11 protein-coding genes and 1 tRNA gene are annotated in these 11,648 nt (G+C 63.8%); 7 read left to right on the forward strand and 5 right to left on the reverse strand.

Annotated elements, in window-relative coordinates:
* Positions 1-5: 5 nt before the first annotated feature.
* Positions 6-854 carry a phage holin family protein gene (locus tag AB0323_RS06360; protein WP_366176562.1) on the reverse strand — a complete coding sequence of 283 codons (849 nt, stop codon included), beginning with the start codon at positions 852-854 and terminating at the stop codon, positions 6-8.
* Positions 855-1,095: 241 nt separating this feature from the next.
* Here AB0323_RS06360 and AB0323_RS06365 point away from each other — a divergent pair, with 241 nt between their 5' ends.
* The 3 genes from AB0323_RS06365 to AB0323_RS06375 are packed head-to-tail and all read left to right on the forward strand — an operon-like array spanning position 1,096 to position 2,953.
* Positions 1,096-2,262 carry a multidrug effflux MFS transporter gene (locus tag AB0323_RS06365; RefSeq protein ID WP_366176580.1) on the forward strand — a complete coding sequence of 389 codons (1,167 nt, stop codon included), beginning with the start codon at positions 1,096-1,098 and terminating at the stop codon, positions 2,260-2,262.
* A gap of 43 nt (positions 2,263-2,305) precedes the next feature.
* Entirely contained in the window at positions 2,306-2,485 is a 180-nt protein-coding gene (locus AB0323_RS06370) for a glycine zipper domain-containing protein (protein ID WP_366176563.1), read from the forward strand.
* Positions 2,486-2,545: 60 nt separating this feature from the next.
* Complete coding sequence (locus AB0323_RS06375; protein WP_234750734.1) at positions 2,546-2,953, forward strand: hypothetical protein; 408 nt, start codon at positions 2,546-2,548, stop codon at positions 2,951-2,953.
* A 74-nt stretch (positions 2,954-3,027) separates the two neighbouring features.
* On the opposite strand, the gene AB0323_RS06380 is transcribed toward AB0323_RS06375, so the two are convergent.
* Positions 3,028-3,100: transfer RNA gene (locus tag AB0323_RS06380), tRNA-Asn, on the reverse strand.
* Positions 3,101-3,163: 63 nt separating this feature from the next.
* The gene (locus tag AB0323_RS06385) at positions 3,164-3,805 is read right to left on the reverse strand and encodes a LysE family translocator (protein WP_366176564.1); all 642 of its coding nucleotides are present in this window, start codon (positions 3,803-3,805) and stop codon (positions 3,164-3,166) included.
* 93 nt (positions 3,806-3,898) lie between these two features.
* Here AB0323_RS06385 and AB0323_RS06390 point away from each other — a divergent pair, with 93 nt between their 5' ends.
* The gene (locus AB0323_RS06390) at positions 3,899-4,666 is read left to right on the forward strand and encodes an MBL fold metallo-hydrolase (protein ID WP_366176565.1); all 768 of its coding nucleotides are present in this window, start codon (positions 3,899-3,901) and stop codon (positions 4,664-4,666) included.
* Positions 4,667-4,703: 37 nt separating this feature from the next.
* Here the strand turns inward: AB0323_RS06390 and AB0323_RS06395 are convergent, their stop codons facing one another.
* Both AB0323_RS06395 and AB0323_RS06400 read right to left on the reverse strand, forming a co-directional pair.
* Positions 4,704-5,714: a PDR/VanB family oxidoreductase gene (locus AB0323_RS06395; RefSeq protein WP_366176566.1), complete on the reverse strand. Its 1,011-nt coding sequence runs from the start codon at positions 5,712-5,714 to the stop codon at positions 4,704-4,706.
* Positions 5,714-6,811: an aromatic ring-hydroxylating dioxygenase subunit alpha gene (locus tag AB0323_RS06400; RefSeq protein WP_366176567.1), complete on the reverse strand. Its 1,098-nt coding sequence runs from the start codon at positions 6,809-6,811 to the stop codon at positions 5,714-5,716. Before AB0323_RS06400 ends, AB0323_RS06395 begins: the two co-directional genes overlap by 1 nt.
* Positions 6,812-6,985: 174 nt before the next feature.
* On the opposite strand from AB0323_RS06400, the gene AB0323_RS06405 reads away from it, so the two are divergent.
* The 3 genes from AB0323_RS06405 to AB0323_RS06415 form a co-directional block, all read left to right on the forward strand.
* Positions 6,986-7,573, forward strand: coding sequence for a PadR family transcriptional regulator (locus AB0323_RS06405; protein WP_306862842.1), 588 nt, complete (start codon positions 6,986-6,988; stop codon positions 7,571-7,573).
* A gap of 103 nt (positions 7,574-7,676) precedes the next feature.
* A complete protein-coding gene (locus AB0323_RS06410) occupies positions 7,677-9,014 on the forward strand; it encodes an MFS transporter (protein ID WP_366176568.1) in 1,338 nt (445 codons plus the stop codon).
* Positions 9,015-9,231: 217 nt separating this feature from the next.
* Positions 9,232-11,648 (forward strand): fibronectin type III domain-containing protein (locus AB0323_RS06415; RefSeq protein WP_366176569.1); only part of this gene is annotated, 2,417 nt, incomplete at its 3' end.

Raw genomic sequence — 11,648 nt, forward strand, 5'->3', positions numbered from 1 at the left:
CCCGATTACTTCTTCAACAGCTTCCGCAGTCCTACTGCGGCCACCGTGGCGGAAGCGGCGAAGAGAAATAGTTCTTTCCAGCGCGCGGCGAGCCGCTCCGGCAGCCCGGCCGGAACCTTTTCACTGAAATCCGCGAGTTTGTCGGCAGCGAACCGGCGTCCGTCGTCGAGCTTTTGCCCGGCAACGTCGCGCAGGACCTTTCCCTGGGTCTTGACGTCGAGCTCGACGCCGAGCTGGTCGCGAACGTCGGCGAGGTGCTCGCGGCGCTGCTCCAGACGTCGGAGCAGTTCAGCTTCGCTTGGGGCGGGGGGTTGCCCGGCTTTTTGTGCTTCTGCCTTGGCGGCTTTTTCGGCTTTGGCTTGCTCAGCTGCGGCGGCTTTCGCTGCCTCCGCAGCCTTGTAGGCCTCCGACGAAGGATCGAGGATGCTGGCGTCGAAGGAGGTGCCCTCCTTGACGATGCCGAGATCGTGCTTGATGCCGCGGATGGTCTTCTCAGGCACAAGCGGCATGGCCCCCTTGAACGCGCGGAAAGCGATGAGGGCCCCGATGAGGATGATCAAAAGGAACGCAGCCGCAACCACAAGCGCAGCCAGCCACGGGGGCATGACCGTGGCCAGGCCCAGGATGGCGGCCACAACCAGGGCGATGACGAGCAAAGAGACAAAGATCAGCGAGACGCCAACGAAAGCGCCGGCGATGCCCAACTGTTTGCCTTTGCCCTTAAGTTCAAGCTTGGCCAGGCTGATTTCGTCGTTGAGCTGCCGCGGCGCTAGCCGGGCTGCAAGTTTCAGGGTGTTCGGCAACGCCGAAATGCCCGGGCGTTGGCCAACCCGGCCGCTATGACGTCCACTCATAGGTTCCGCCTCACTGCTTCCATCTTGCTCCTACCCGGCTCCGGCACGGAGACGATTACCACCGCCCACGCGCATCTGTCCACAAAACTACCATTCAGCTTCAGCCTCAACTTCCGGGACGGTCCAGCGGCGCGCCCAGCCATCGCTGATAAATATGATCTGTCGCACATAGGATTGATCACCGTGAACACTCCCCCCGGTACCGGGCGATTCCCTCAGCCGACGCGAAAAACTCCTCTACATCCTGCTACTTGGCGCATTGACCGCCTTGGGTCCATTTACCGTGGATCTCTATCTGCCGGCGTTTCCCGCGCTGGAGCATCATTTCGACGTGTCGGCGGCTGCGATCCAACTCACCCTGACCGGCACAACGGTGGGCTTCGCCATTGGCCAATTGGTGGTGGGTCCGTTCAGTGACAAGTTCGGGCGCCGCATGCCCTTGATTCTGGCGACGGCCCTGCACATTGGTTCCTCCCTCGGCGCAGCACTGTCCTCGGACATCAGCACACTCGCCTTGTTCCGCGTCCTCATGGGCGTCGGCGCAGCCGGCGGTGGCGTGGTGGCCATGGCGATGGTCCGGGACCTCTTCGCGGGCTACGCCATGGTGCGGATGTTCTCCCGCATGTCGCTGGTGAATGGCCTGGCGCCCATTCTTGCTCCGATCATCGGTTCACAATTGCTGTTGGTGATGCCATGGCCCGGGATCTTCTACTTCCTGGCAAGCTACGGAATCCTCGTGATCATTGCTGCGGTGTTCCTCATCCGGGAAACGTATCCCGCCGATCTCCGCCGGCAGAGGACGTCGACGGCGGGCCAACGCTACAAGGCCGTGTTCGCCGACCGGATTTTCGTCGGGATGCTGCTGGTAGGCGGGTTCAACTTCGGCGGATTGTTTGCGTACCTTTCCGCGTCCACTTTCCTGTTCCAACAGGTCTACAACTTCTCCCCGCAGGAATACGGCCTGCTGTTCGGGGTCAATTCCCTGGGCATCGTCGCCGGCGTCCAAATCAGCTCCAGGGTCATCAGGCGGGTGGCACCCCAATGGATCATGGCGTTCGCCACGGCCTGGATGCTACTGATGGCCCTTTTGATCGTGGTGTTCGACCTGCTCGGCTTCGGCCTATGGGGCGTCATGGTCCCGCTGTGGTTCTACATCCTTGCCACCGGCTTCATGTTCCCCTGCGTCCAGGTGACTGCCCTGGCCAATCATGGCGCGCAGGCCGGAACCGCGGCTTCCTTGCTGGGTGCCTCGAACTTCCTGATGGCCGGCATCATCCCGCCCGTGGTTGGCTGGCTGGGCGTCGGCTCGGCAGTTCCCATGGGGACAGTCCAGGCCCTGTGCCTCACAGGAGCCGTGTCGGCCCTCTGGCTCGTCGTGCGGCCCCGGTCCGTCCCCTCCATCCACTGATGCGCTGGGTTCGGACGTCCGCAGGGAGAAGTAGGCTCAAGCCATGACTCGCAAACCGCACCGCAACGGAAGGGGCCTCTTCCTCGGAGCGATGCTTGGCGCCGTCGTCGGCTTCTTGCTGGGCCGCGGGATCGGAAACCCTGTGTTCGGAGCGCTGCTGGGCGCCGTCGTCGGTTCCGCAATCCTCTACCGGATCAATCCCGGACCATGGAAACGGGACTAAGCACGCCTTCCGTTGCGTCGAGGCCTGTTGCCGGTCATGGCCCGGCGATAAAGTTGAGATGTGCCCCGTTGGCAGGAACTACAGCCTATTCCGGCCCCATGGCAGCGCAGGGATGATGGCATCCTCCCGCTGTGGTGGGATCGTCTGTGCACGGTGACCAGCCCGCAATCCGCGGCCCTTTACGCGGCCGGGCTCTTCACGGAGGACCGCCGCCGCCCGATTGCGCAATGGTTCAATCCGACCAATGGCGCGGCGCTGCTCGTGGCTCCGGAGACCTCTCCGGAGTGGCCCGTCCAACGCTTCGGAATCTTCTACGCTCCCCCTGGCGGCGGGTTCACCCGCGTCCACTCCGCCGCCCACGAATGGCACCCGCGGGAGCCGAGGACGCCGCCCACCGAAGATGACGCCTTCCAGTCCGCTGTGGCCGAGGCAGCGAGGTTCCTGCAAGTGGAAATGGACTTCGTGTGATTTACGAATGTGCATAGTGAATTTAGCGAAAAAGAAAGCCCCGCACCGATTGAATCGGTGCGGGGCTTGATGCGCTCCTCCGACTGGACTTGAACCAGTAACCCTTCGATTAACAGTCGAATGCTCTGCCAATTGAGCTACGGAGGAATGAAGCGGTTATGACTTTAGCAAAGGTTTTACCGCAAGCGAAATCGAGGCAGGCTGCGGGCGCTAGCTGCTCGCGCCGGAGGCAACGACGCCGGCACCGAGGGCAGCGATGATGCCGCTGCTGACGCGTTCGACGGCGGTGCTCACCTTCGGGCGCCGCAGCCACCGCATCGCCTTGTAAGCGACGAGCGCGACGACGGCCAGGTACGTGAACGCGATGACCGCCTCCACCAAGCCCAGGATCATTGCCGTACCCATGGTGTCCCCGCCCTGAGGGATGAACTGCGGGACGATCGCCAAGTAGAACAGGCCCACCTTTGGATTGAGCAATGTCGACAGTGCGCCCGCGCCGAGGCCGCCGAGCTTGGTGTAACGAAGCGCACCACCTTCGTTGCTGCCTTCCGCTCCGGCCTTGGCGGCCTTCCGCGTCTTCATGAACGAGGAAATGCCGAGGTAAAGCAGGTACAGGCCACCTGCGATCTTGAGCCAGCGGAACACTTCCGCGGACTGCTCCAGGATCGCTGCCAGCCCGACGCCGACCAGCGCCGCCCATGCTATGGCGGCGACCGCCGAACCGGCTGCGGCCGCGATACCGGCGCTGGGCCGGTTCAATGCGATGCGCAGCACCAGGAACGTGTCCGGCCCGGGCGTCAAGGACAGAATGAGGCAGAGCCCGGCGAAGGCAGCGAGCGAAGCGAGAGTCATGGTGACGATTATTCCGTGGGCATGCGGGTTCACGAAAGGGCTCATGCCGGCTCGTGCCGATACGATAAGCCGGTGCCCCGAACGGAAGGAAGCATGTCCAGTCATTGGTCCGCGAAGGACAACGTGCACGAGGTGGCCGAGGACGTTTATTTCGTCGAAGGACCAGCCGTCAATTGGACTGTCCTCCGCCGCGGAAAAGAATTCACCCTCATCGATACGGGATACCCCGGAAACTGGCCGCTGCTTAATGCAAGCGTGAATTACTTGGGCCTCGCCCTGGAGAATGCCGCCGCGGTGCTGTTGACCCACGGTCATTCCGACCACATCGGCAACGCGCCAAGGATTTCCGCCATGGGCATCCCGGTTTTCGCCAGCCAGGCCGAGCTGCCCAACGTCCGGCGCGAAGTCCTTGAACAGGTAACCGTGAAGGACCTCGGCTTGCGGGTGCTCCGGCCGAGGATCGGCGCCTGGGCGGCGCATGCCGTTCGGGCCGGGGGCTTGTCCGACGTGGCGGTGGCCGGTGTTGCCGCGATGAACCAGGGAACCTTGGACATGTTCCCTGGAAGTCCCCGGATGATCGAATCCTTCGGTCACACCTCGGGCCACGCTTCGTTCCTGATCCCGGCTGCCAACGCACTCGTCACCGGCGACGCACTCGTTACAGGCCACCCGGTCAGCCCGGTACGCGGACCGCAGCTTCTGCCAGCCGTCTTCCACCACAGGCCGGCAGAGGTACCGGCAAGCGTCGAGCTGTTGTGGAAGCTGAACGCCGACGTCATCCTGCCGGGCCATGGCTCCATGATGCGGACGGCCAGCCGTCTCGACCTTGTCTCGGAAGGCAACTACCCGCCGTTTGGATAAGGGGCGGGCTATGCATTCTTCTCCGGGAACAATCGCGTCAGGAAACCTCGATGGTGACCACCGCGGGACCGGTAGCTGAGGCTTCGGCTGCCAGCCCGGTCTTCGAGGTGACGGCCCGGGAGACGCAACACGCCATTTTCTCCGTGGCTTTCTTCTGCCGGGCGCTGTAGAAGACGTCGCGATGGTCGACGGCGCCCTCTAGCGCGAGGATCTTGACCTCGCAGAGCCCGCACTCGCCTTTGCGGCAATCGAACATCATGTCGGCACCAGCGTCCTCTAGGGCCTCCAACATCGAGCGGCCCGGACCCACCGGAACCTCCAACCCGAGCCCCGGGACCCTGACGATGAATTCCTCGGGGTCGTACCAACCACTGTTGCCAAACGTCTCAAAGCGGAGGTTCGGGTAGCTCAGCTCACGTTCCATCCAGGTCCGGCGTACCGCGTCCATGAGCCGGATAGGACCGCACATGTACAGTTCCGTGTCCTCGGTTGCCGAAGCTACGAGCTCATTCACGTCCAGGGGCGTGCCTTCGTCGTCGATGTGCACCACCAGGTTCCCGCCGTGAAGCTGCCGTAATTCGTCCAGGTAGGCCATGGCCGCACGGCTGCGTCCGGCGTACACCAAGGTGTAGTCCGAGGCGAGGTTCCGCAGGACGCGGGCCATGTTGATGATCGCCGTGATGCCGATGCCACCGGCGAGGAGGATGTACCGCCGGGCGCCGATCCGGAGCGGAAAGTTCTGCAGGGGCTGGGTGATTTCCAGCTTCTCCCCCACCCGCAGCCCGTGGATGAACAGGGAACCGCCCCTGGTCAATGGCGCTTTCAGCACGCTGATGACCAGGCGGGTGCCGTCGTCGCTGGACTCGACGATCGAATAGGAGCGCCGGTCCTTGTGTCCGTCGATCGTTACCATCACGTCGATATGCGAACCCGGTTCGGCCTTCCTTGGCAATGACGGTTCCAGCACGACCCGCCGGATGCCGGCGGCGATCGTTTGCACCTCGACAACTGTGCCCAGCTGCCAAACCTCGATATTTGTCGCTGCCATTACTGCACAACCGGAACCAGGCGGCCCTCGGACTCGAGCTGGCGCTCGATCAGGCGGCGCACCCACATTCCGCCGGCGTCGATGTTCAGGTTGTAGAACTCGTAGTCCGGGTTTGCATCGATAGCCGCTTGTTGCGCCGCGAGCATGGCCTCGTCCTCCCCGAACACCCCGTGCACGCTGTCGCGCAACTGCGTCGTGATGAGCTGGCTGTCCAGGCGGTAGTTGCGCATGAACGCCCAGAAGTAGTGGCAGGACGTATCGGACTCCGGCGTAATCGCGTTCATCACAAAGCCGTTGACACCTTGGCTGCGGTCACCTTCAAACGCACCCGTGCCGGCTTTGGCAACACCGACGTCGATGTTGATCACCGACGGCGAACGGAAGGTGATGATCTGCCAGCGGTCCACTTTTCCCTCGAAGCCGGGAAACTTGTCACGGATGTTCTTGAGCCAGAACGGCGGCGCGTCAATGTTGAACATCCACCGGGCGACCGTCACGGTGCCGTCGTCATGCGTTACCGTGAAGTCCGACTCACTGAGCTCTTCCTGGCCGATCGAGGAGGCGTGGACGAATTCCTCGTGCGTGAGGTCCATGAGGTTGTCCAGCACCAGCTGGAAGTTGCACGGCGCGTAGATGGTTTCGCCATCACCCGCCCACTGGTCCGAGTCCATTTGATGCATGTCCGGGACCAGCGCGGGGTCCGCCTTGGTGGGGTCGCCGAGCCACACCCAGACAAAGCGATGCCGCTCCACCACGGGGAAGGACGGCACCGTGGCGCTGGGGTTGAGGGTCTCCTGCGCCGGCATCGACACGCAGCGCCCTGCCGAGTTATAGACGATGCCGTGGTAAGGACATTGGATGCCGTCCTTCCCGACGGCCTTGCCCATCGATAACGGAGCCAAGCGGTGCCAGCAAGCATCAGCCAAGGCCACCGCTTTGCCGTCCTCCGTGCGATACAGCGCCAAGGGCCGGCCGGCCACCGTGCGGGGCATCGGCTTGCGGCCGACCTCCTTGTCCCACGCGGCAACGTACCAGACGTTGAGCGGGTAGCTGAGGACTTTGTTGGTGGTGGAGCTCTGCGTCCGGACTTCTGCCACGGTTCTTCCTTCCAGTCGCCGGACCGGCGTCGACTATGACACCGCCGGGGTAGTCTGTGGAATTCTTAAGTGCGCGCCTCTGCAGCCATCTATGGCCGTAGCTAGCGCGATGGATCACAGACTACCTATCTATATAGTTATTTGGCAAGAGTCGAAGAAGAAAAAGGAGCGGCCTTGAGCCTTCGCTACGCACTATTGGCACTGCTTTCAGTGGAACCAATGACCGGTTATGAACTCTCCAAGCAATTCGGCTCCTCGGTTGGCTACGTCTGGCATGCTCCGGATTCCCAGATCTACCCTGAACTGCGTCGCATGGAGAAGGACGGGCTCCTCGCAGGGGAAGAGATCCCATGGGGTCCGCGCGGCAAGAAGACGCAATACCGGATAACCGAAGCCGGAGCCGCCGCATTCCGGGAGTGGATGAACAGCCCGCTGGAGTATTCCCGTGAGCGCGACCCGGCGCACCTGAAGGCCGCATACCTGGAGTGGGCCGACCCCGCCGCGGCGCGCGCCCAGATGCTGGCCCATATCGCCTATTACACGATGTGCCGCGGGCAGTGGGAGGAGAAAATCCACGAGCTGCAGACCGGCACCAACGCCATGTTGAACAAGCGGCTCGCCGCCATGCCCAAGCAGGACCACCGGCGCATCACGGCCTACAAAATCTTCACCTACGAGGGGTTGGTAGCCAAGGCCCAGACGGAGATTGACTGGGCGCGTAACGGGATCAAACTGATCGACTCGTTCGACGACAACTTCTGATCAGTCGCCAGGGAGACCGGCGTACATCTCTATTGACAGATAGTGCTCTGCCTCACAAACTAGCTACTCATATAGATAGTTTTACTTTCGCGAGAGGCCTTGCATGGATATCAAGAGCGAGATCCGGAACTCACCGATGAGCCGGTTCCAAATCATGGCCGTGGCGGTATGCCTGGTCCTGATCATGATTGACGGGTTCGATGTGTTGGTGATGTCCTTCGCCGCGCCCGCGCTCTCCGCCGAATGGCACGTCCCGCCCATCCAGCTGGGCTATTTGCTCAGCGCCGGCTTGTTCGGAATGGCCATCGGCTCCGTCTTTCTTACGCCATTCGCAGACAGGATCGGCCGGCGCAGGCTGACCTTGCTGTGCCTGGCAATCATTTCCCTAGGCATGATCCTGTCGATCGTCACCGTGGACGTCGCACAGCTGATCGCGTGCCGCGTATTCACAGGTCTTGGCATCGGCGGAATGATCGCCAACCTCAGCGTCATCGTCTCCGAGTACTCATCGGACAAACGCCGCGGCCTGGCCATGGGCATCTACTCGGCCGGCTATCCGATCGGCGGCTCCATCGGCGGAGCCATCGCGGGCGTCCTTATCGCTGGATACGGCTGGCGCGCCGCCTTTGCATTCGGCGCCGCCATCAGTGTTGCCATGTTCATCGTCTGCTGGTTCACCTTGCCGGAGTCCCTGGAATACCTGGCGGAGAAGCGCCAAGCCGGTTCCCTTCCTCAAATGAACCGCATCCTGGTCAAAATGGGCCGCACACCGCTGACGGAACTGCCGGAAGCCGCACAAAGCGAAGCCCCGGATAGCGTGTTCAAGGAAGTGTTCGGACGCAGGATGCTGGCCCAGACCCTGTTGATGTGGCTGGGATACGCCTTCCTGATCGCGGCCTTCTACTTCGCCAACACCTGGACCCCCAAAATCCTGGCGGCCGCCACGGGAGACAATCAGGTTGGCGTCACCGCGGGAGTACTGGTCAGGACCGGCGGCATCGTAGGGTCCATCGGATTCGGCATCGTCTCCACCTGGGTCAAGAGCCGTAGGCTGAACACGATCTGCCTGCTGCTCTCCGCCGCCGCCTACCTTGCTTTCGCCGGTTCCTTCGGCACCATTGGGGTGGCACTTGGTGTCGCCGTGCTTCTTGGCATGCTCACCAACTCGGGCGTCGCGGGTTATTACACGATCGTGCCGCCCCTTTATTCCGCCAGGGCCCGTGCATCCGGCTTCGGCTGGATGATCGGAGTTGGACGCTTGATCTCGATCATCGCCCCGATCATGGTGGGATACCTGATCGACGCCGGGATGCCGCCGGTCACCATTTTCTACCTGTTTGCGATTCCACTGGTAGTTTCCGCGGGCTGCTGTGTGGCGTTGGGAGCCGTTCTGCGACGCAGCAGCGCGGAGGCACTCCCCGCGGCTACCGTCGCCACATAGCCCGCATTCGGAGACCAAAGATTGAGAAACCAGAAGATGGCCTTCCCGGCAGGGAAGGCCATCTTCTCCGGCTAGCCCCCGCCGGTGAGGGAGCCATGTAATTACGGCACGGTCCGGTCCAAGAACAGGTACCACCCACTCTTAAGCCGCATATTGTCCACCCCCTAAGATCCGGACTGGGCACCTAACCCGTTCTGTTCAGACAAAGGGGGACCCCATGCGGCTCCTGAGCGTACTTCCGTGGCGGCACCAAAGGCGGAACGCGCGGAACTCACCGTGGAGCTGGAAGGAGCCCGGCGCTTATGGCGCGTGGTTGCGCTGGAGCACCCTGGCGTCAACGCTATTGTTGATTGGCTTCTCCATTGTTTACATCAACGTCCCTGCTCACGCGGCGCTCCCGAAGACCATCGTCAGCCTGACCTTCGACGACGGCAATGCCGACCAGCTCCCGGCCGAACAGTTACTGAAGTCGCTCGGATTGCACGGCACCTTCTTCATTACCACCAGCTGGATCGATAATCCGTCATGGCTCACCCGAGCCAACCTGAACAGCATCGCTGCGGACGGAAACGAGATCGGCGGCCACACCATCACCCACCCGGACCTCACCACGCTATCCACCTCGGCAGCAACCAATGAGGTTTGCGGCGGCCGGACCACCCTTGCCAGCTGGGGGTTCAACGCCACTGATTTCGCCTACCCCTTCGCCGCCGAGAACTCTTCCGTCGAGCAAATCGTGAAGAATTGCGGTTTTGCCAGTGCGCGCAATTTGGGGGACATCCGTTCGCCCGCGAGTTGCTCGGGATGCCCCTTCGCGGAAACCCTCCCCCCGGCCAATCCATACAACACAGCAGCGCCTGATGAAGTGGACAGCACGTGGACGCTGCAGAACCTCGAGGACCTGGTGACCAACGCGGAACCGGGAGGGGGCTGGGTCCAGCTGACCTTCCACCACATCGCCGTCGGAACAGATCCCACGTTGACCATCGATCCCAATCTCTTCAAGACCTTTGTCACATGGCTGGCTGCGAGAACGGCCAACGGAACCACGTCGGTTCAAACGGTCGCCCAGGCCCTGGGCAATGCATCAACAGCGCCGACTGCCCCTGCCGCTCCCGCTGGCGTGAGCGCGACGGCGGGCAACGCCTCGGCGGTGGTGTCGTGGACGGCTCCGGCCAACGGCGCGTCCCCGATCACCTCCTACGCGGTCACCCCGCACGCCGGTTCCACCACCCTGGCTCCGGTCACGGTCTCCGGAAACCCGCCCGCGACGACGGCGACCGTCACCGGACTCAGCAACGGCACCGCCTACACCTTCACCGTGACCGCGACGAACGCCGTGGGAACATCCGCGCCGTCTCCCGCGTCAGCCCCGGTCACCCCGGCGGCGCCGACCGCCCCTGCCGCGCCCGCTGGCGTGAGTGCGACGGCGGGCAACGCCTCGGCGGTGGTGTCGTGGACGGCGCCGGCGAACGGCGGGTCCCCGATCACTTCCTACGCCGTGACACCGTCATCCGGCGGCACGGCCCTGGCTCCGGTGACGGTCTCCGGTAACCCGCCCGCGACCAGCACCACCGTCACAGGGCTGAGCAACGGAACCGCCTACACCTTCACCGTCACCGCGACCAACGCCGTGGGCACGTCCCCGGGGTCGGCCGCGTCAGCCCCGGTCACGCCGGCCGCGCCCGCTCCGGGCGTCGCCAACGGCGGGTTCGAATCCGGGCTGGCCTCCTGGACCACCGGCGGCGTCCGGGCACCGGTGGCCTCCACCACCGCCCACACCGGCACCGGCTCCGCGCTCCTGGGCCTGGCCTCCGGAGCCGAGCCGCTCGGGGACAGCAGCCTGTCCCAGACCATCACGATGCCCGCCGCCGGGACCACCACCTTGTCCTTCTGGTACCAGCCCCACACCGCGGACGACACCTGCACCGGCACCACCTGCCGCTACGACTGGATGGAAGCACAAGTCCGGTCCACGAGCGGCACCACCCTGGCCAGCCTGTTCAAACTCAGCAGCAACTCCGGGACCTGGACCCAGCTCAGCACCAACCTCTCCGCCTACAACGGGCAGAGCATCGTGCTCTGGTTCAACGTCCACCTCGACGGCTCCAGCCCGGCCGACGACACCTGGATGTACCTCGACGACGTCACCCTCGCCAACACCCAGACAACCCCCACGGCCCCCGCCGCCCCCACCGCCGTGACCGCGGCCGCCGGCAACGCCTCGGCAACCGTGTCCTGGACCGCCCCGGCCAACGGCGGCTCCCCGATCAGCTCCTACACGCTCACCCCGCGCGCAGGCGCCACCAGCCTGGCCCCGGTCACCGTCACCGGGAACCCGCCCGCCACCAGCACCACCGTCACCGGGCTGAGCAACGGCACCGCCTACACCTTCACCGTCACCGCCACCAACGCCATCGGCACGTCCCCGGCCTCGGCCGCTTCTGCCGCTGTCACCCCCACCGGAACAACCACCACGGCCATCACCAACGGCGGCTTCGAATCCGGGCTGGCCTCCTGGACCACCGGCGGCATCCGGGCACCCGTGGCCTCCACCACCGCCCACACCGGCACCGGCTCCGCGCTCCTGGGCCTGGCCTCCGGAGCCGAGCCCCTCGGGGACAGCAGCCTGTC

The sequence above is a fragment of the Arthrobacter sp. NPDC080031 genome (genome assembly GCF_040702485.1).
GTDB lineage: Bacteria > Actinomycetota > Actinomycetes > Actinomycetales > Micrococcaceae > Arthrobacter.

Bases quoted from the DNA above. Each gene is read 5' to 3' on its own strand.
- AB0323_RS06360 (WP_366176562.1), bottom strand. From the start codon at position 854: ATGAGTGGACGTCATAGCGGCCGGGTTGGCCAACGCCCGGGCATTTCG.
- AB0323_RS06370 (WP_366176563.1), top strand. From the start codon at position 2,306: ATGACTCGCAAACCGCACCGCAACGGAAGGGGCCTCTTCCTCGGAGCG.
- AB0323_RS06385 (WP_366176564.1), bottom strand. From the start codon at position 3,805: ATGACTCTCGCTTCGCTCGCTGCCTTCGCCGGGCTCTGCCTCATTCTG.
- AB0323_RS06390 (WP_366176565.1), top strand. From the start codon at position 3,899: ATGTCCAGTCATTGGTCCGCGAAGGACAACGTGCACGAGGTGGCCGAG.
- AB0323_RS06395 (WP_366176566.1), bottom strand. From the start codon at position 5,714: ATGGCAGCGACAAATATCGAGGTTTGGCAGCTGGGCACAGTTGTCGAG.
- AB0323_RS06410 (WP_366176568.1), top strand. From the start codon at position 7,677: ATGGATATCAAGAGCGAGATCCGGAACTCACCGATGAGCCGGTTCCAA.